The organism is Janthinobacterium sp. 13 (assembly GCF_002749695.1).
Lineage (GTDB): Bacteria > Pseudomonadota > Gammaproteobacteria > Burkholderiales > Burkholderiaceae_D > Janthinobacterium > Janthinobacterium kumbetense.
The window spans coordinates 1,442,276-1,461,685 of record NZ_PEEQ01000001.1; the positions used below are offsets into that span (position 1 = coordinate 1,442,276).

14 protein-coding genes and 2 rRNA genes are annotated in these 19,410 nt (G+C 60.5%); 12 read left to right on the plus strand and 4 right to left on the minus strand.

Annotated elements, in window-relative coordinates:
* Nucleotides 1-55 precede the first annotated feature (55 nt).
* From argF to ppnP, 10 genes are all read left to right on the plus strand, one after another.
* Nucleotides 56-976: an ornithine carbamoyltransferase gene (argF, locus tag CLU94_RS06290; RefSeq protein ID WP_077401165.1), complete on the plus strand. Its 921-nt coding sequence runs from the start codon at nt 56-58 to the stop codon at nt 974-976.
* 69 nt (nt 977-1,045) lie between these two features.
* A complete protein-coding gene (locus tag CLU94_RS06295; protein WP_034759383.1) occupies nt 1,046-2,281 on the plus strand; it encodes an argininosuccinate synthase in 1,236 nt (411 codons plus the stop codon).
* Nucleotides 2,282-2,469: 188 nt separating this feature from the next.
* Nucleotides 2,470-4,281: a methyl-accepting chemotaxis protein gene (locus CLU94_RS06300; protein WP_099665019.1), complete on the plus strand. Its 1,812-nt coding sequence runs from the start codon at nt 2,470-2,472 to the stop codon at nt 4,279-4,281.
* A 4-nt stretch (nt 4,282-4,285) separates the two neighbouring features.
* Complete coding sequence (locus CLU94_RS06305; protein ID WP_099665020.1) at nt 4,286-4,741, plus strand: chemotaxis protein CheW; 456 nt, start codon at nt 4,286-4,288, stop codon at nt 4,739-4,741.
* Nucleotides 4,738-5,988 (plus strand): CheR family methyltransferase, encoded by a 1,251-nt coding sequence (locus tag CLU94_RS06310; protein ID WP_099665021.1) that lies wholly within the window; start codon nt 4,738-4,740, stop codon nt 5,986-5,988. Before CLU94_RS06305 ends, CLU94_RS06310 begins: the two co-directional genes overlap by 4 nt.
* Before the next feature lie 9 nt (nt 5,989-5,997).
* On the plus strand, nt 5,998-6,684 hold the full coding sequence (locus tag CLU94_RS06315; protein WP_099665022.1) for a chemotaxis protein CheW: 687 nt from the start codon (nt 5,998-6,000) through the stop codon (nt 6,682-6,684).
* Nucleotides 6,681-8,978: a hybrid sensor histidine kinase/response regulator gene (locus CLU94_RS06320; RefSeq protein ID WP_099665023.1), complete on the plus strand. Its 2,298-nt coding sequence runs from the start codon at nt 6,681-6,683 to the stop codon at nt 8,976-8,978. Before CLU94_RS06315 ends, CLU94_RS06320 begins: the two co-directional genes overlap by 4 nt.
* Nucleotides 8,979-8,988: 10 nt before the next feature.
* A complete protein-coding gene (gene cheB, locus CLU94_RS06325) occupies nt 8,989-10,041 on the plus strand; it encodes a chemotaxis-specific protein-glutamate methyltransferase CheB (RefSeq protein WP_099668186.1) in 1,053 nt (350 codons plus the stop codon).
* Nucleotides 10,042-10,051: 10 nt separating this feature from the next.
* Nucleotides 10,052-11,077, plus strand: a complete 1,026-nt coding sequence (locus CLU94_RS06330; RefSeq protein WP_099665024.1) for a diguanylate cyclase — start codon at nt 10,052-10,054, stop codon at nt 11,075-11,077.
* 25 nt (nt 11,078-11,102) lie between these two features.
* On the plus strand, nt 11,103-11,417 hold the full coding sequence (gene ppnP, locus CLU94_RS06335) for a pyrimidine/purine nucleoside phosphorylase (protein ID WP_099665025.1): 315 nt from the start codon (nt 11,103-11,105) through the stop codon (nt 11,415-11,417).
* Between the two features lie 75 nt (nt 11,418-11,492).
* Here ppnP and murB read toward each other — a convergent pair whose 3' ends face one another.
* The gene (gene murB / locus CLU94_RS06340; protein WP_099665026.1) at nt 11,493-12,521 is read right to left on the minus strand and encodes a UDP-N-acetylmuramate dehydrogenase; all 1,029 of its coding nucleotides are present in this window, start codon (nt 12,519-12,521) and stop codon (nt 11,493-11,495) included.
* 185 nt (nt 12,522-12,706) lie between these two features.
* On the opposite strand from murB, the gene CLU94_RS06345 reads away from it, so the two are divergent.
* The gene (locus CLU94_RS06345) at nt 12,707-13,192 is read left to right on the plus strand and encodes a YajQ family cyclic di-GMP-binding protein (protein WP_034759416.1); all 486 of its coding nucleotides are present in this window, start codon (nt 12,707-12,709) and stop codon (nt 13,190-13,192) included.
* Between the two features lie 183 nt (nt 13,193-13,375).
* Complete coding sequence (locus CLU94_RS06350; RefSeq protein ID WP_070277935.1) at nt 13,376-14,641, plus strand: nitronate monooxygenase; 1,266 nt, start codon at nt 13,376-13,378, stop codon at nt 14,639-14,641.
* 53 nt (nt 14,642-14,694) lie between these two features.
* Here the strand turns inward: CLU94_RS06350 and CLU94_RS06355 are convergent, their stop codons facing one another.
* The 3 genes from CLU94_RS06355 to CLU94_RS06365 form a co-directional block, all read right to left on the minus strand.
* A complete protein-coding gene (locus tag CLU94_RS06355) occupies nt 14,695-15,993 on the minus strand; it encodes a leucine-rich repeat-containing protein kinase family protein (RefSeq protein WP_099665027.1) in 1,299 nt (432 codons plus the stop codon).
* A gap of 111 nt (nt 15,994-16,104) precedes the next feature.
* Nucleotides 16,105-16,217: ribosomal RNA gene (gene rrf / locus CLU94_RS06360) — 5S ribosomal RNA — on the minus strand.
* Nucleotides 16,218-16,355: 138 nt separating this feature from the next.
* Nucleotides 16,356-19,245 (minus strand): 23S ribosomal RNA (locus CLU94_RS06365).
* Nucleotides 19,246-19,410 lie beyond the last annotated feature (165 nt).

The window sequence follows — 19,410 nt, forward strand, 5'->3', positions numbered from 1 at the left end:
CAACCCGGCGGGAAAGGCACGCCGCCGGCGGCCTGCGCATCTTCAAGTGGTCATTATGTCGACAAAAAAACCGATCAAGCACTACCTCCAGTTCTCCGATTTCACGTTGGAAGAGTACGAATATGTGATCGAACGCGCCCATCTGATCAAGCGCAAGTTCAAGAACTACGAAATCTACCATCCACTGATCGACCGCACCCTGGTGATGGTCTTTGAAAAGAACTCGACCCGCACGCGCCTGTCGTTCGAAGCGGGCATGCACCAGCTGGGCGGCGCCGCCATCTACCTGAACACGCGCGATTCCCAGCTGGGCCGCGGCGAGCCGGTGGAAGACGCGGGCCAGGTCATGTCGCGCATGTGCGACATCATCATGGTGCGCACGTTCGGCCAGGAAATCATCGAGCGCTTCGCCGCCAATTCGCGCGTGCCCGTGATCAATGGCCTGACCAATGAACACCACCCGTGCCAGGTCTTTGCCGACATCTTCACCTACATCGAACACCGCGGCTCGATCGCCGGCAAGGTGGTCGCCTGGATCGGCGACGCCAACAACATGCTGTACTCGTGGCTGCAAGCGGCCGAAGTGTTCGGCTTCCATGTGAACGTGTCGACGCCGAAGGGTTACGACATTGACCTGGCGCAAGTCAAGACCGAGCGCTACACCTTCTTCGCCAATCCATCGGATGCCTGCGAAGGCGCGCACCTGGTCAACACGGACGTGTGGACCAGCATGGGTTACGAAGCGGAAAACGCGGCCCGCATCGCCGCCTTCGACGGCTGGATCGTCGATGGCGCGAAGATGGCCCGCGCCGCGCCCGACGCCCTGTTCATGCACTGCCTGCCTGCCCACCGCGGCGAGGAAGTGGCTGCCGAAGTGATCGACGGCCCGCAATCGGTGGTGTGGGACGAGGCGGAAAACCGCTTGCACGTGCAAAAAGCGCTGATCGAATACCTGTTACTCGGTAAAATCAACTAATTCGCCAGGCACTGCATAACTCCTGGCAGCATCGCAATACATACATCGACAACGACAACTGGAAGCAATATGAGCGACATTAAAAAAGTAGTCCTGGCCTATTCCGGCGGACTCGACACCTCCGTCATCCTGAAATGGCTGCAAGATAACTACCAGTGCGAAATCGTCACCTTCACGGCCGACCTGGGCCAGGGCGAAGAACTGGAACCGGCGCGCGCCAAGGCCATCAAATTCGGCATCAAGCCGGAAAACATCCATATCGAAGATGTGCGCGAAGAATTCGTGCGCGATTTCGTCTTCCCGATGTTCCGCGCCAACACCGTGTATGAAGGCGAATACCTGCTGGGCACCTCGATCGCCCGTCCGCTGATCGCCAAGCGCCTGATCGAAATCGCCAACGCCACCGGCGCCGACGCCATCTCGCACGGCGCGACCGGCAAGGGCAACGACCAGGTGCGTTTCGAGCTGGGCGCCTACGCGCTGAAGCCAGGCGTGAAAATCATCGCCCCATGGCGCGAGTGGGATCTGCTGTCGCGCGAAAAACTGCTGAAGTACGCGGAAGACGCCGGCATCGAAATCGACATGAAGCACAAGAACGGCGGCGCGCCGTACTCGATGGATGCCAACTTGCTGCACATCAGCTTTGAAGGCCGCCACCTGGAAAACCCGAGCGCCGAAGCGGAAGAAACCATGTGGCGCTGGACCGTCAGCCCTGAAAAGGCGCCGGACGAAGCGGAATACCTGGACATCGAATACGAAAAAGGCGATATCGTCGCCATCAACGGCGTGCGCATGTCGCCCGCCACCGTGCTGGCCGAACTGAACAAAGTTGGCGGCAAGCATGGCGTGGGACGCCTGGACCTGGTGGAAAACCGCTACGTCGGCATGAAATCGCGCGGCTGCTATGAAACCCCGGGCGGCACTATCATGCTGAAAGCCCACCGCGCCATCGAATCGATCACGCTGGACCGCGAAGTTGCCCATCTGAAAGATGACCTGATGCCGCGCTACGCGTCGATGATCTACAACGGCTACTGGTGGGCGCCCGAGCGCGTTGCCCTGCAAACCCTGATCGACCACACGCAGGAAACCGTGAACGGCTGGGTACGCATCAAGCTGTACAAGGGCAATGTGATCGTCGTGTCGCGCGATTCGAAAACCGATTCGCTGTTCGACATGAACATCGCCACCTTTGACGAAGACGGCGGCGCCTACAACCAGGCCGACGCCGGCGGCTTCATCAAGCTGAACGCCTTGCGCATGCGCATCGCCGCCATCGCCCGCGAAAAGCGCGGCCAGAAGTAATTAATTGCCGGGAGGCACTACCTCCCGCGCCCGCCAAAAGCCGCCTCCGGGCGGCTTTTTTACGTTTGAAACGCACTCGGCAGCGATTTACCGCCCCGCGCGTACCCAGATCGCCCCCCATTTTGCTGTCCTCATGGCAAAATGCTACAGTGCAATTGTGCTGACCTTCCTGCTTCCGGAGCCCTCCCATGTTCAAAGACCTGAGTATCAAGAATAAACTGTACCTGGGCTTCGGCTCCATCGTGGCCATCATCCTGATCTTGCTGGGCGTGGCCTACAACAGCTTTTCGCGGCTGTCGGAAGCCAATGCATGGGACCGGCACACGATGGAAGTGCTGGTCGAGATCGACAAGATTCACAATTCCATCCTGCAAATCCAGGTGGAAGCGCGCGGTTTCATCCTGACCGGCAACGAAGCTTCGCTGACGCCGGAAACCGATGAAACAGGGGTGCTGAGCCAGCACACGCAAAAAGCCATCAGCATGACGGTGGACAACAAGGTGCAATCGGAACGCTTCCGCAAGATCGACCAGCTGAGCAGCACCTGGGTCAAGGAGTGGATCACCCCCCTGATCGAGAAACGCCGCGCGCTGGGCAATGCGCCGGGCGCCACGGAAACGGTGGCGCGCCTGCTTCCGCCGGCCGGCTCGCCCGGCATCGTGCAAGCCAACAAACTGCTCGACGAAGCCGCCGCCGAAGAAAACCGCTTGCTGGCCGAGCGCACGGCCACGTCAAGTCGCCTGCAGGAAACCATGCTGCTGACCTTGGCGCTGGGCGGCGTGCTGTGCGTGGTGCTGGCGCTGGGCATATCCTTCGTCCTGGCCAAGGCCATCCTCGGCCCGTTGAACAGCCTGACGGACGCCGTCGGGCGCATCGCCGGCGGCGAGCAAGGCGCACGCGCCGCCATCATTTCGCGCGACGAGCTGGGCAAGGTGACGGAAGAGTTCAACCGCATGGCGCAAACCATCCAGGACAACCAGGCCAATGAACTGGCCGCCACGAATAGCCTGCGCGCCAAGGTCGATTCCCTGCTGGAAGTGGTGTCGAAGGCGGCCTCGGGCGACCTGACGGGCAAGGTCGGCATCACGGGCAACGACGCCATCGGCCAGCTGGGCAACGGCCTGGCGAAGATGTTTGAAAACCTGCGCAGCCTGCTCAACAATGTGCAAAAGGCCGGCATCCAGGTGACGACCTCCGCCACGGAAATCGCCGCCTCGGCGCGCCAGCAGGAAGCCACGGGTATTGAGCAAGCTCAAACCAGCGTGGAAATTCTCAGCACCACCAAGGAAATCTCGGCCAACACGAGCCAGTTGCTGAAAACCATGGAAGACGCCACCGCCGTGGCCGACTACACGACGAATGCCACGGCCGAAGCGCAAAACAACCTCAAGCGCATGGATTCGACCATGCAGCACATGGTCTCGGCCACCGATTCCATCAACGCCAAGCTGGCGGCCCTGTCGGAAAAAGCCAGCAATATCAATAGCGTACTGATCACCATCACGAAAGTAGCCGACCAGACCAACATCCTGTCGCTGAACGCCGCCATCGAGGCGGAAAAAGCGGGCGAAGCGGGCCGCGGCTTTTCCGTCGTGGCGACGGAAATCCGCCGCCTGGCCGACCAGACGTCCGTCTCCACCTGGGATATCGAGCAAATGCTCAAGGAAATGCAGTCGGCCGTGTCCGCCAGCGTGATGGGCATGGATAAATTCTCGGAAGAAATTCGCCGCAGCGTGGGCGAAGTGCGGCAAGTGGCGGAACAATTGTCGTCCGTGATGGACCAGGTGCAAAAACTCACGCCGCAATTTGATGCCGTGCTGCAAGGCATGCAGTCGCAGGCGATCGGCGCGTCGCAAATTTCCGACACCATGATGCAGCTCAACGACGCCACGCAACAGACGGTGGAATCGCTGAAGGCCACCAGCGAAGCGGTGCACCAGCTGCAATATGCGGCGGGCGACCTGCAGTCGAGCGTGTCGACCTTCGCCGTCACCATCTGATCCCATGAAAGTGCTGCTCTTTCACATCGGACGCGACCGCTATGGCCTGCCCCTGGCCGGCATCGTGCGCGTCCTGCCGCTGCTGGAGCTGAAACAGTTGCCGCTCACGCCAGACTACGTGGCCGGCCTGATGGACTTGCACGGCACGCCCGTGCCCGTGATCGACCTGTCGCGCCTGGCCGGGCTGCCTGCCGCCGCCGCGCAATTCGACACGCGCATCGTCATCGTCGACTACCGCGCGCCTGGCGGCGCCACGCATGCGCTGGGCTTGCTGGCCACGCAAGTGCGCGGCATCGCCGACATCGCGGCGGACAAGCTCGAGGATAGCGGCGTGGCCACGGCGCCCTTCCTGGGCCAGGTGGCCAGCGATGCCGACGGCATCGTGCAGCTGGTGGAACTCGAACACCTGCTGCCGCCGGACGTGCGCGCGCTGCTGTTTCAAGACGCGGGCGCGGCATGACGGCACAAGCCCTGCTGCGCCGCGCGACCGGCCTGTCCGTCTCCAAAGCCGTGGCCGAACGGGCCGTCGGCCAGCGCATGGAGCAAACGGGCTTCAGCGATAGCGAAGCCTACCTGCAAGCGCTCACGCCGGCCGAAATGACGCAATTGATCGAGCTGGTGGTGGTGCCGGAATCGTGGCTGTTCCGCGACCCGCAGGCGTTCTACGCCACCGTCGAACTGGTGCAGGAACGCTGGGCGCGGGGGCGCGCCACGCGCATCCTGTCGATCCCGTGCGCGGGCGGCGAGGAACCGTATTCGATGGCCATGGCGCTGCGCGACGGCGGCGTGCCGAAACAGGCGTTCAGCATTGACGCCTACGACCTGAGCCCCGGCTGCATCGAGCGGGCGCAGGCGGGCGTGTATGGCCGCAACGCCTTCCGCGCGCAGGACGTCGCCTTCCGCGAGCGCTATTTCACGCACGTGGCCGACGACGCCTACCGCATCATCGATTCCTTGCGCGAGCAAGTCACCTTCAGGCAGGGTAATCTGCTGCAATTCGACACCGCCACCTACAGCCGCCATTACGACGTCATCTTTTGCCGCAACCTCTTGATTTACTTCGACAAGCCGACCACGCGCGCGGCCATCCACAACCTGTCCGCCCTGCTGGCCGACGACGGCATGCTGCTGGCCGGCTATGCGGAAGTGCCGTCGTTCTGCCAGAACGGCTTTGCGCCGCTGCAGTTCCGCCAGGCCTTCGCCCTGAAGAAGGAAACGGCGGCGCCGGCCAGCCCCGTGCAAGTGGCGCCGCTGCCGGCAGCGCGCCCCCTGCGCAGCGTGCCGCCCGCGCCAAGGCGCGCCGCCGCAACCGCCCCTGCCGCTGCGACAGCGCCGCGCACGCGCCCCGTGTCCGTGCCGTCGCCGGCGCCGGCCGCGCCAACCGCGCAAGCCGATTTGCTGGCCGAGGCGCGCCTGCTGGCCGACCGTGGCCAGTTGCGCGAAGCGGGAGAAAAATGCCACGCCCACCTGGCGCGCGTGCCCGAGGCGGCGGAAGCGTATTTCATGCTGGGCATCATCAATGAACTGGCCGGCAAGATGGACCTGGCCGACGATTACTGGCGCCGCTGCATCTACCTGCAGCCCGACCATTACGAGGCGCTGTGCCACCTGTCGCTGCTGGCCGAACGCAATGGCAACCACACGGCCGCCGCCACCCTGAAGGCGCGCGCGGCGCGCATCTACCAGCGCCGCCAGGCGTCCAACTAAGGGGCAAGCATGACCAACCTCATCGCCACCGAGTCCCCCGACGCCATCGACGACTGCTGGAACCATATCGGCGTGGTCGGCGACCAGAGCTGCCCCAGGCTGCCCGCCAACGTGCATTGCCGTAACTGCGACGTGTATGCGGGCGCCGCCCAGCGCAACCTGCAGCGGCCCGTGGATGAACACTACCAGCGCGACTGGGCCAGCCACTTCCGCCAGATCGATGCGGGCGGCGAAGTGCGCGACAGCTCGGCGCTGGTATTTCGCATCGGCCGCGAATGGCTGGCGCTGCCCACGCGCGTGTTCGACTCCGTGGCGCCGCAGGCCAAGCCGCACGTGCTGCCGCACCGCGGCGGGCGCGGCTTGGCGGGCATCGTCAATATCGGCGGCAAGCTGTATCCGTGCATGTCGCTGGCACACTTGCTGGGCATCGACGAACAGGGCGCGCCAGCGGCCCGCGGCCGCCACACCTTTGCGCGCCTGCTGCTGATGCGCTGGGAAGAACAGGCTTACGCGCTGCCCGTGGCCGACCTGCACGGCATCGTGCGCTATGCGTCGAGCACCGTGCAAGCGCCGGCGGCCACCATCAACAAGGGCCTGTCGCGCTATCTGTCCGGCGTCATCACCGAGGGCGACATGCGCATCGGCTGCCTCGACACGGCGCTGATCGGCTTTCAACTTGCGAGATTATTACGATGAGCCAGGACCAGCACGGCGACCTGAGTGCCTTTTCCATGCTGGACCTGTTCCGCATGGAGGCAGACAGCCAGACCCAGATCCTCACCGACGGCTTGCTGGCCATGGAGCGCCATGCGGGCGATGCGGCCGCCGTCGAAGCGATGATGCGCGCGGCACATTCGATCAAGGGCGCCGCCGCCATCGTCGGCCTGCAAGTGGTGGTGCAGCTGGCGCACGGCATGGAAGACAGCTTTGTCGCCGCCCAGCACGGCCGCCTGAAACTCACGCCGGAGCGGGTCGACGTGCTGCTGTCGGGCGTCGACCTGATCGTGCAGCTGTCGCGCCTGGACGACGCGGGCGCCGAAGCGTGGCTGGCCGCCAATGCGGCGCAGATCGACCAGACCCTGAACGCCATCGCCGGCATCGCCGACCTGCCCGAATTGCCTGCCCTGCCCCCGGCGCCCGTGCCAGCGCCGGCAGCGGCGGCGCCACAGGCTCCCGTGGCCAGCGGCCTGGCGGGAGAGGACGCGGAAGCGGAGGCGACAGAAGCTGCCGCGCCCGCGCCGCGTACAGGTGCCGCACCGGCCAAGGCCCAGGCGCAGAATTTCGACAAACTGCTGTCGCTGGCCAGCGAATCGCGCATCAATGCGCACCAGATGCATCCGTTCATCGGTGCCTTGCAGCGCTTCAAGCGCAACCAGAGCAGCCTGTTTTCCGCCATCGAGCACCTGCACGAAGCCATTGCCCGCTCGGGCGATGCGGGCCTGATGGAAAAATCCCTGCTGGCGCTGCAAAAGACGCAGCCCCTGAAGCAGTTCATGCTCGAACACATCGCCGACATCGAAACCTATGAGCGGCGCCTGCTGGCCGTCTCGCAAGGCATGGTCGACGAAGTGCTGGCGCTGCGCATGCGCCCTTTCCGCGACGGCATCCACGCCTTCCCGCGCATGGTGCGCGACCTGGCGCGCAGCCTGGGCAAGGAAGTGCAGCTGGAGATCGAAGGCGAAGACACCCTGGTCGACCGCGACATCCTGGCGAAGATCGAAAGCCCGCTGAACCACATGCTGAGGAATGCCATCGACCATGGCATGGAAGGCCCGTACGAGCGCATCGACGCGGGCAAGGAAGCGCTGGGCACGATACGCATGGAAGCGCGCCACCGCGCCGGCATGCTGAGCATCGAAATCAGCGACGACGGGCGCGGCGTCGACCTGGAAAAGATCCGCCAGTCCGTTATCGAGCGCAAGATGGCCAGCCCCGCCATGGCCGCCGCGCTGTCGCCGGGCGAGCTGCTGGAATTCCTGTTCCTGCCCGCCTTCAGCCTGAAGGCGACGGCCAATCAATTGTCCGGACGCGGCGTGGGCCTGGACATCGTGCACGAGACGATACGCCAGCAAAACGGCACCGTGCGCCTGGAATCGGAGCCGGGCCGGGGTTTCCGCGCCCTCATCACCCTGCCGCTGACGCAATCGATCGTGCGCGCGCTGGTGATCGACATCCAGGGCGAAGCCTACGCCATCCCCATCGTCAAGGTGGAAAGCGTGGTGCGCGTGCCGCAGGCGGCCATCCATACCCTGGAAAACAAGCAGTTCTTCGAACTCAAGGGCGAGCATCTGGGCCTGGTCTCGGCGGCGCAGGTGCTGGAGCTGGGCGAAGCGGCGAACCAGGCCGAGGACTTGCCGGTGGTGGTGATCGGGCGCGGCAAGCAAAGCTATGCCCTGGTGGTCGACGCCATCCGCGGCGAGCAAAGCCTGGCGGTGCAGGCCATCGATCCGATCTTCGGCAAGATGCGCGACATTTCCGCCGCGGCCCTGCTCGATGACGGCGAGCCGGTACTGATCCTCGACGTGCCCGACCTGCTGCTGTCGATCGACAAGCTGCTGCACGAGGGCGGCCTGCACCAACTGGCGCAGGCGGGCAATGCACAGCAGCGCCGCGCCAAGCGCATCCTCGTCGTCGACGATTCGCTGACGGTGCGCGAGATGGAGCGCAAGCTGCTGCTGGCGCGCGGCTTCGAAGTCGACGTGGCCATCGACGGCATCGACGGCTGGAACGTCGTGCGCAGCGGCGAATACGACCTGGTGATCACCGACGTCGACATGCCGCGCATGGACGGCATCGAGCTGGTTTCGCTGATCAAAAAGGACCTGCACCTGCACAAGCTGCCGGTGATGATCGTCTCGTACAAGGACCGCCCGGAAGACCGCGCGCGCGGCCTGTCCGCCGGCGCCGACTATTACCTGACCAAAGGCAGCTTCCACGACGAGACCTTGCTCGACGCGGTGGCCGACCTGATAGGAGATGCCCGCTTATGAGTTGTACTTCATGAAAATTGCCATTGCCAACGATGTCGCCATGGCCGCCGAAGCCCTGCGCCGCGTGGTGGCCAGCACGCAGGAACACCAGGTGCTGTGGATTGCCCGCACGGGGCTCGAAGCCGTGCGCATGTGCGAGGGCAACCGTCCCGACCTGATCCTGATGGACCTGAACATGCCGGAGATGGATGGCGTCGAGGCGACGCGCCTGATCATGGAGCAAAGCCCTTGCGCCATCCTGGTGGTCACGGGACGCCCGCAAGACAATGTCAACCAGGTCTTCCGCGCGCTGGGCGCGGGCGCGCTCGACGTCACGGCCACCCCCGTGCTGCAGGGACAAGTGGGCGGCGACAGCGAACTGCTGGCCAAGATCAAGACCATCGGCAAGCTGATACGCCACAGCGCCGAAACGCCGCCGCCACGCCAGGCGAACGGCAATGGCGGCGAACGGGCCGACGGGCAAGTCACCACGCTGGTGGCCATCGGCGCCTCGACGGGCGGCCCTTCGGCCGTGGCCAAGGTGCTGTCCGGCTGGACGGCGCCGCCCGGTTGCGCCATCGTGGTGGTGCAGCATATCGATGAAACCTTCGCCTCGCACTTCGCCAAATGGCTCGATGACCAGCTCAGCATGCCCGCGCGCGTGATCGTCGAAGGCGATGAACTGGTGTCCGGCACGGTGTTGATCGCCAAAACCAATGATCACTTGCTGCTAGATCAAAATTATCGTTTGGGTTACGATGCAGCACCACGCGAGTATGTTTACCGCCCATCCGTCGATGTCTTCTTCAACTGCGTGGCGCAGCACTGGCGCGGCGACGCCATCGGTGTATTGCTCACAGGCATGGGACGTGACGGCGGCGATGGCTTGCTGGCCATGCGCCGCGCCGGCAAGACGACCATCGCACAAGACCAGGCCAGCAGTGCCGTGTACGGCATGCCGCGCGCGGCGGCCGAACTCGATGCGGCGCAGCACATCCTGCCCTTGGATAGAATAGGCGCCAGCCTGCGCAGCCGCCTGGGCGCCAAACTCAACAATGGGTGGGAGCCCTCCCCTAACATCTGAAAAGAATGCAATGCCAGAATTCTCCTCCAGTTTCAGCCAGCATGAGCCCGCATTGACCGAATTCAAGGTCAGCGTGCTGCTGGTGGATGACCAGTTGATCATTGCCGAGGCAGTACGGCGCATGCTCAGCGACCAGCAGGATATCGAATTTCATTACGTGACCGACGCCACGCAGGCGCTGGACACGGCGCTGCGTTTGCAACCGACCGTCATCCTGCAAGACCTCGTGATGCCAGGCATCGACGGCTTCGCCCTGATCCAGCTGTACCGCGAAAACGCGGCGCTCGCGCACGTGCCGGTGATCGTGATGTCGGCCAAGGATGACCCGAAACTGAAGGCGCACAGCTTTTCCGTCGGCGCCAACGACTATGTGGTGAAACTGCCGGACCGCCTGGAGCTGCTGGCGCGCATACGCTACCACTCGGCAGCCCACATCAGCCGCCTGCAGCGCGACCAGGCTTTTCGTTTCCTGCGAGAAAGTCAAAAGAACCTGGCCGACGCGAATATTGAATTACAGAAACTCGCCGCCCTCGATGGCTTGACGGGCATCGCCAACCGCCGCCGCTTCGATGAAACCTTACAATTCGAATGGCAGCGTGGCCAGCGCGACAAGACGCCGTTGAGCTTGCTGTTTTGCGATATCGACCATTTTAAAAGCTATAACGACCACTTCGGCCACCTGGCGGGCGACCTGTGCCTGAAAAAAGTCGCCGCCGTGCTGACGGAACATTTGAAGCGCCCGGCCGACCTGGCCGCCCGCTACGGCGGCGAAGAGTTCGCCCTGATCCTGCCGGAAACGGAGGCTGCAGGAGCCCTGCTGATCGCCGAAGCATGCCGGCGCCACTTGGAAGGCTTGCAGATCGAAAATCCAGCGGCAAGCACGGGCATCGTCACCATCTCGATCGGCGTGGCCACCATCGTGCCCTCGCCAGACTCGACGGTCGAGCAATTGATCAACCGCGCCGACCAGGCCCTGTACGCGGCCAAGCGCGGCGGACGCAACAGCGTGCTGAGCGCCGCTGACGTCCAGGACTGATTTTTAACAGCAAGGAAAGTGAAGCATGAGCACACAACTGGACAATGTCAGCGTCGTCAAGAAGTCGAATATCTACTTTGACGGCAAATGCGTCTCGCACAACGTCATCCTGGCCGATGGCACGAAGAAAAGCGTGGGCGTGATTTTCACGTCATCGTTGCGCTTCAACACGGGCGCGCCGGAAATCATGGAAATCGTCGGCGGCCTGTGCAAGGTACGCCTGGCCGACGCGACGGAATGGAACAGCTATGGCGCGGGCACGCAATTCAAGGTACCGGGCAATAGCTATTTTGATATTGAAACTGTCGAAACCGTAGATTACGTCTGCCACTTCGGCTGATCCATGCAGAAAAAACGTCCATGGCTGTGTTGCACTGCCTTGCCCTGAACATTTTTTCAAGCGCGGATTGACTATTTAGACAAACACAGGCTCGGGCGACAGGCGTACGCCATATTTCGCCTCTACATCATCCTGTATCGCTGCCGCCAGCCGGGTAATGTCCGCGCCACGAGCGCCGCCATTATTCACCAGAACCAGCGCCTGCTTGGGATACACTCCCGCGGGCCCCAGGTTTTTCCCCTTCCAGCCGCACTGATCGATCAGCCACCCTGCCGCCAGCTTTTCCGTGCCATCGGGCTGCGCATGGTGTACCAAGGTGGGGAAACGTTCCAACAAGGCAAGACATTGCTCCCGTGACACCACGGGATTCTTGAAGAAGCTGCCCGCATTGCCTATGACGGCCGGGTCGGGCAATTTTCGCCGGCGGATCGCCATCACCGTGTCGGCCACCTGTTGGGGTGTCGGCTCGGCAAGATTGCGCTCGGCCACGGCCTGCGCCAGTTCCGCATAGCGCAAGTTCGGCTGCCACTCGGCCGGCAAGGCAAACGTGACTTCCAGCACGATCAGTTCGCGGCCGTCCGCCTGTTTGAAGATGCTGTCGCGGTAAGCGAAACGGCAAGCATCGCGGTCCATGTCGAAGACGATGCCGCTGCCACTGTGCATGACGCTCACGCTGTGCAGATAATCCTTGATTTCAACGCCATACGCGCCAATATTCTGGATAGGCGCCGCGCCCACCGTGCCGGGAATCAGGGACAGGTTTTCCAGCCCGCCCACGCCTTGCGCCAGGGTCCACTGCACGAAATCGTGCCAGTTTTCACCGGCCGCGGCAGTGACGAGTATCGTCTCGAAATCCGCCTGCGCCAGGCGCATGCCGCGCGTGGCCATGTGCAGCACGGCGCCGGGAAAGTCGCCCGTCAGCACGATGTTGCTGCCGCCGCCCAGTATCAGGCGCGGCATGGCGGACAAGGCGGGATCTTGCAGCGCGGCGTGCAATTCGGCCTGCGAGGTGATGCGTACGTAGGCGGCCGCATTGGCCGCGATGCCGAAGGTATTCAGGCGCTGGAGGGAGTAATTGTGTTCGATGGTGAGCTCTGCAGACATGGGATCGGGAAATTTTGCTCGATTATAGAGCGAAAGCGACAAAAAACCACCTCAGGACAAGGGCGACTTGCCCGTTGTCCGTTAAAATGTCGCATCTTTAACAGGGCCGTCCCATGGCGCAGAATCAGCCGCCAATGCCCAGCGCGCCGAGCGTGCGCTCGCTTTAACAAGAAAAGGAACAGACCATGCCGTCATTTGATGTAGTCTCCGAAGCCGATATGATCGAAGTCAAGAATGCAGTCGAGCAATCCAACAAGGAAATCACGACCCGCTTCGACTTCAAGGGCAGCGACGCCCGCGTCGAACACAAGGAAAACGAGTTGACCGCGTTCGCGGACTCTGAATTCCAGCTCAGCCAGGTGCGCGACGTGCTGACCAACAAATTGACCAAACGCAAGGTCGATGTGCGCTTCCTCGACGAAGGCGACATCAAGAAGATCGGCGGCGACAAGGTCAAGCAGATCATCAAGATCAAGAATGGCATCGAATCGGATGATGCCAAGAAAATCGTGCGCGTCATCAAGGACAGCAAGATGAAAGTGCAAGCGAGCATCCAGGGCGAAGCCGTGCGCGTCACGGGCGCCAAGCGCGACGACCTGCAGGCGGCCATGGCCATGCTGCGCAAGGATGTACCCGACATGCCGCTGGAATTTAACAATTTCCGCGATTAATTTCGATGATGCGCACGCTGCGGCCTGCGCTTGCACCGGCATGGCGGCAAGCTGCCTCGGAGCGCCTGCGCGCTTGGGGTAGAATTGAAGCTGCGCACAGCTACATGCGCCCGCGCGCCTGACCGGCAGCGGGCTTGACCGTACATCTGGCTCAGTGATAACCACGGTAGTCTAAGGATAGCAATGAAACGTGTTGATGATTTCCGCCTGCGATTTGGCAAAAAAGAATATGTGCCCATCATGATAGGCGGAATGGGTGTGGATATTTCCACGTCGGAGCTGGCCCTGGAAGCGGCCCGGCTGAACGGTATCGGGCATATCTCCGATGCCATGGTGGAAGACGTGTCGGATCGCCGTTTCGACACCACCTTCGTCAAAGACAAGACGAAACTGTACAAGTTCAACATCAATAACAGCGACAAGGCCGTGGTGCAGTTCGACCTGGGCCGCCTGGCGGAAGCGCAGCGCCTGCATATCGGCCGCACCATGGAAGCGAAAAAAGGCGATGGCTTGATCTTCGTCAATTGCATGGAAAAGCTGACAATGAACGGCCCCCGCGAAACCTTGCGCGTGCGACTCAATGCGGCGCTGGACGCGGGCATCGACGGCATCACCCTGTCGGCCGGCTTGCACTTTGGTTCGTTCGCCTTGATGGCCGACCATCCGCGTTTCCGTGATGCCAAGCTGGGCATCATCGTCTCGTCCGTACGCGCATTGCAGATTTTCCTGCGCAAGAACGCCAAGCTGGACCGTTTGCCCGACTTCATCATCGTCGAGGGTCCCCTGGCCGGCGGCCACCTGGGCTTCGGCATGGACTGGGCCAATTACGACCTGCACACGATCACGGCGGAACTGCTGGCCTACCTGAAGGCCGAACAGCTGGACATCCCGCTGATCGCCGCTGGCGGCATCTTCACGGGCAGCGATGCCGTTTCCTTCCTGGAAGCGGGCGCCGCTGGCGTGCAAGTGGCGACGCGCTTTACCGTCACAAAGGAATGCGGCTTGCCAAACAAGGTCAAGCAGGAATACTACAAGGCCTCGGAAGAAGACATCATCGTCAATGGCGTTTCGCCGACCGGTTACCCGATGCGCATGCTGAAGAACACGCCCGCCATCGGCGCCGGCATCCGTCCAGGCTGCGAATCGTATGGCTACCTGCTCGACGCGACGGGCAACTGCGCGTACATCAACTCGTACAACCGCGAAGTCGCTGCCCATCCGGAGCAAAAAACCGTCGTCGTGATGGACAAGACTTGCCTGTGCACCCACATGCGCAACTTCAACTGCTGGACCTGCGGCCACTACACGTACCGCCTGAAGGACACCACGCATAAGCTCGACAACGGCGAGTACCAGATCCTGACGGCCGAACACGTCTTCAAGGATTACCAGTTCAGCGTCGACAACCAGATCGCCCTGCCGGAAAAAGAAATCCTGGTAGCAAGCTGAATCTTGCCAGCCTGAAATGAAAATGGCGCAGCCTGCGAAGGCTGCGCCATTTTTTATGCGGGGAACATGTCCCGCAAGGCCCGTTCAATCACGTCAAAGCTGGGCCGCTGCAATGCGTCTTCCTGCAGGCAATCTTCCATCATGACGTGCAGGGCCGGCAAAGGCGTCGCACAATGCGCGATCAGTTCGCCCAGCAGCACGCCAAAGGCGCGCGCCTCTATGCCCTGCAACACGTCCCCGTGCAACGAGCCCGGCGCAAACATGGACGCCGCGCCAAAGTCGCCCAGCAGGCAGGCGCCGGCATCCGCATGCAGGATATTGTGGGCATACAGGTCGCCGTGCACGATACCGTGTGCATGCAACTGCCGCACGGCCGAGGCGATGCCATGGGCAATGGCCAGCGCTTGCGGAAAATCAAAGCGCGCGCCATCGGCATACACATCGCGCGTACACGACTCCAGGCTCGGCGGCCCGGCCAGGTTGCGGAAGGCCGCGTCAACGAGCGGCATGACGAGTCCCAGCGCTCCTTGTGGATGTGCATCGAGCGTCCCGAGGATGGGAATCAGGCCCGGATGGGCACCGGCGCCGATACAGGCGGCCATTTCACTGCGCGGCAAGCCATCGCTGGTCATGGCCCCCTTGAACACCTTGACGGCAACCTCATCGGCGCCATCCAGGCGGGCACGGTAAATCACGCCCGACGCCCCCTCGCCCAGCTGCTGCGCCAGTTCCAGGCGCTGCCACGCGACGCCCGCTGCGGCTGAACCGGCCAGGGCCGCCAGTTCCCGCGCTTCCGTGAAGGGATTGCCCGCATACGCCAGCCAGCTCAGGCGTGGCAGGGATAGCAGACAGTCGGGCAGCGCCGTGAAACGGTTGGCGGCGATGCGCACCAGTTCCAGCCGGCGGCAGTTCGCCAAGGAAGCGGGCAAGCTGTCCAGGCAATTTCCCGCCAGCATGAGTTTCTGCAATTGTCCGCACTTGCCCAGCTCCTCCGGCAAGGCTTCGATGGCATTATCGGTCAGGGTCAGCCAGCGCAGCCTGGATGGCAAGGCTGCGGCCGGCACGTGGCGTATCCGGTTCGCCTTGAAACCGATCATTTCCAGCGCAGGACAGGAACCGAGCACGGCCGGCAAGCTGGTGAACAGGTTGTCCGAGCAAAAAATGATGCGCAGCTTGTGCAGGCGTGGCAAATCGTCGGGAAGCGTGGAGAGCGCATTGCCGGACAGGTCGAGGATTTCCAGGCTGTCGGCGAGGTCGAAGATTTCGCGAGGGAATGCCGTCAAGCCGCAGGACAGCGTCAGACGGCGCAGGCCGGCCAGTTGGCCAGCGCGTAATTGCTCCAGTGTATGCATAGCAGACAAGATATTCCTTTCAAGGTGGCACGCGATCGATGCCATGCATAAAATCATTGGACGTAAAAAAACCCCAACCGGATCACCGGAAGGGGTTTTTTCGAATAACAAGCCTGACGATAACCTACTTTCACACTGGTTGCAGCACTATCATCGGCGCAAAGTTGTTTCACGGTCCTGTTCGGGATGGGAAGGGGTGGGACCAACTTGCTATGGTCATCAGGCATAACTTGTACTGGCGTTTGTCCTCAATGGAGCGACAAAGCCTGAATCTGGAAGAAGCAAAGATCGGGGTAATGACTGGTTGTATCAACACACACGCAACGTTGTACCGTCTTATCCTCTGTACCTGCTAAGGTTATAGGGACAAGCCGTACGGGCAATTAGTACTGGTTAGCTTAATGCATTACTGCACTTCCACACCCAGCCTATCAACGTCCTGGTCTCGAACGACCCTTCAAAGAGCTCAAGGCTCTGGGAAATCTCATCTCAAGGCAAGTTTCCCGCTTAGATGCTTTCAGCGGTTATCTCTTCCGAACTTAGCTACCCGGCAATGCCACTGGCGTGACAACCGGTACACCAGAGGTTCGTCCACTCCGGTCCTCTCGTACTAGGAGCAGCCCCCTTCAAATTTCCAACGCCCACGGCAGATAGGGACCAAACTGTCTCACGACGTTTTAAACCCAGCTCACGTACCACTTTAAATGGCGAACAGCCATACCCTTGGGACCGGCTACAGCCCCAGGATGTGATGAGCCGACATCGAGGTGCCAAACTCCCCCGTCGATATGAACTCTTGGGAGGAATCAGCCTGTTATCCCCAGAGTACCTTTTATCCGTTGAGCGATGGCCCTTCCATACAGAACCACCGGATCACTATGTCCTACTTTCGTACCTGCTCGACTTGTCAGTCTCGCAGTTAAGCACGCTTATGCCATTGCACTATCAACACGATGTCCGACCGTATCTAGCGTACCTTCGAACTCCTCCGTTACACTTTAGGAGGAGACCGCCCCAGTCAAACTGCCTACCATGCACTGTCCCCGATCCGGATAACGGACCAAGGTTAGAACCTCAAACAAACCAGGGTGGTATTTCAAGGTTGGCTCCACGAGAACTAGCGTCCCCGCTTCAAAGCCTCCCACCTATCCTACACAGATTGGTTCAAAGTCCAATGCAAAGCTACAGTAAAGGTTCATGGGGTCTTTCCGTCTAGCCGCGGGTAGATTGCATCATCACAAACATTTCAACTTCGCTGAGTCTCGGGAGGAGACAGTGTGGCCATCGTTACGCCATTCGTGCAGGTCGGAACTTACCCGACAAGGAATTTCGCTACCTTAGGACCGTTATAGTTACGGCCGCCGTTTACTGGGACTTCAATCAAGAGCTTGCACCCCATCATTTAATCTTCCAGCACCGGGCAGGCGTCACACCCTATACGTCCACTTTCGTGTTTGCAGAGTGCTGTGTTTTTATTAAACAGTCGCAGCCACCAGTTTATTGCAACCCTTTCACCCTCATGGAGTAAACCAATCAAGCTACCGGGGCGTACCTTTTCCCGAAGTTACGGTACCAATTTGCCGAGTTCCTTCTCCCGAGTTCTCTCAAGCGCCTTAGAATACTCATCTCGCCCACCTGTGTCGGTTTGCGGTACGGTCTCGTATGACTGAAGCTTAGAGGCTTTTCTTGGAACCACTTCCGATTGCTTCGTGAACAAGTTCACTCGTCTCAACCCCTTGAATTGCGCACCCGGATTTGCCTAAGTGCCTTCTATGAGTCAAAAACCAACTATTCCAACAGTTGGACAACCTTCCGCGATCCGTCCCCCCATCGCATCATACGACGGTGCAGGAATATTAACCTGCTTCCCATCAGCTACGCATCTCTGCCTCGCCTTAGGGGCCGACTCACCCTGCTCCGATGAACGTTGAACAGGAAACCTTGGGCTTACGGCGTGGAGGCTTTTCACCCCCATTATCGCTACTCATGTCAGCATTCGCACTTCTGATACCTCCAGCATCCTTTACAAGACACCTTCGCAGGCTTACAGAACGCTCTCCTACCATATATATCTGTGATAAATCACAGAACAATATCCGCAGCTTCGGTGACTGGCTTAGCCCCGTTACATCTTCCGCGCAGGACGACTCGATCAGTGAGCTATTACGCTTTCTTTAAATGATGGCTGCTTCTAAGCCAACATCCTGACTGTTTTAGCCTTCCCACTTCGTTTTCCACTTAGCCAATCTTTGGGACCTTAGCTGGCGGTCTGGGTTGTTTCCCTCTTGACGCCGGACGTTAGCACCCGACGTCTGTCTCCCAAGCTCGCACTCATCGGTATTCGGAGTTTGCAATGGTTTGGTAAGTCGCAATGACCCCCTAGCCATAACAGTGCTCTACCCCCGATGGTGATACTTGAGGCACTACCTAAATAGTTTTCGGAGAGAACCAGCTATTTCCAAGTTTGTTTAGCCTTTCACCCCTACCCACAGCTCATCCCCTAATTTTTCAACATTAGTGGGTTCGGACCTCCAGGGCGTGTTACCGCACCTTCATCCTGGCCATGAGTAGATCACTTGGTTTCGGGTCTACACCCAGCGACTGATCGCCCTATTCGGACTCGATTTCTCTACGGCTTCCCTATTCGGTTAACCTTGCCACTGAATGTAAGTCGCTGACCCATTATACAAAAGGTACGCAGTCACGGAACAAGTCCGCTCCTACTGTTTGTATGCACACGGTTTCAGGATCTATTTCACTCCCCTTCCGGGGTTCTTTTCGCCTTTCCCTCACGGTACTGGTTCACTATCGGTCGATTACGAGTATTTAGCCTTGGAGGATGGTCCCCCCATATTCAGACAGGATGTCACGTGTCCCGCCCTACTTGTCGTACGCTTAGTACCACCGGTCCGATTTCACATACGGGGCTATCACCCGCTATGGCTCCTATTTCCAGAGGATTCTGTTATCGGTCCGACTATCACGTACAGGCTCTTCCCATTTCGCTCGCCGCTACTTTGGGAATCTCGGTTGATTTCTTTTCCTGCAGCTACTTAGATGTTTCAGTTCGCCGCGTTCGCCTTGCATACCTATGTATTCAGTATGCAATACCCTAAAAGGGTGGGTTGCCCCATTCGGAAATCTGCGGATCAAAGTGTGTTTGCTCACTCCCCGCAGCTTATCGCAAGCTACTACGTCCTTCATCGCCTGTAATCGCCAAGGCATCCACCATGTGCACTTATTCGCTTGTCCCTATAACGTTAGCCTCTGATAATCGAAATCATCAAAGAGCGCTACAGGGATAAGAAAGTACAACGTTGTTGCTTGTTTGTTGATACATACAATCATTACCCATCGATTTACCTTTTACGGCAAACCGATCAATAAATAATCTTTACTTCTTCCAGATTGTTAAAG

Excerpts from the sequence above, each read along its gene's own strand:
- argF (WP_077401165.1), top strand. The coding sequence starts at position 56 with ATGTCGACAAAAAAACCGATCAAGCACTACCTCCAGTTCTCCGATTTC.
- CLU94_RS06295 (WP_034759383.1), top strand. The coding sequence starts at position 1,046 with ATGAGCGACATTAAAAAAGTAGTCCTGGCCTATTCCGGCGGACTCGAC.
- CLU94_RS06300 (WP_099665019.1), top strand. The coding sequence starts at position 2,470 with ATGTTCAAAGACCTGAGTATCAAGAATAAACTGTACCTGGGCTTCGGC.
- CLU94_RS06305 (WP_099665020.1), top strand. The coding sequence starts at position 4,286 with ATGAAAGTGCTGCTCTTTCACATCGGACGCGACCGCTATGGCCTGCCC.
- CLU94_RS06310 (WP_099665021.1), top strand. The coding sequence starts at position 4,738 with ATGACGGCACAAGCCCTGCTGCGCCGCGCGACCGGCCTGTCCGTCTCC.
- CLU94_RS06315 (WP_099665022.1), top strand. The coding sequence starts at position 5,998 with ATGACCAACCTCATCGCCACCGAGTCCCCCGACGCCATCGACGACTGC.
- CLU94_RS06320 (WP_099665023.1), top strand. The coding sequence starts at position 6,681 with ATGAGCCAGGACCAGCACGGCGACCTGAGTGCCTTTTCCATGCTGGAC.
- cheB (WP_099668186.1), top strand. The coding sequence starts at position 8,989 with ATGAAAATTGCCATTGCCAACGATGTCGCCATGGCCGCCGAAGCCCTG.
- CLU94_RS06330 (WP_099665024.1), top strand. The coding sequence starts at position 10,052 with ATGCCAGAATTCTCCTCCAGTTTCAGCCAGCATGAGCCCGCATTGACC.
- ppnP (WP_099665025.1), top strand. The coding sequence starts at position 11,103 with ATGAGCACACAACTGGACAATGTCAGCGTCGTCAAGAAGTCGAATATC.
- murB (WP_099665026.1), bottom strand. The coding sequence starts at position 12,521 with ATGTCTGCAGAGCTCACCATCGAACACAATTACTCCCTCCAGCGCCTG.
- CLU94_RS06345 (WP_034759416.1), top strand. The coding sequence starts at position 12,707 with ATGCCGTCATTTGATGTAGTCTCCGAAGCCGATATGATCGAAGTCAAG.
- CLU94_RS06350 (WP_070277935.1), top strand. The coding sequence starts at position 13,376 with ATGAAACGTGTTGATGATTTCCGCCTGCGATTTGGCAAAAAAGAATAT.
- CLU94_RS06355 (WP_099665027.1), bottom strand. The coding sequence starts at position 15,993 with ATGCATACACTGGAGCAATTACGCGCTGGCCAACTGGCCGGCCTGCGC.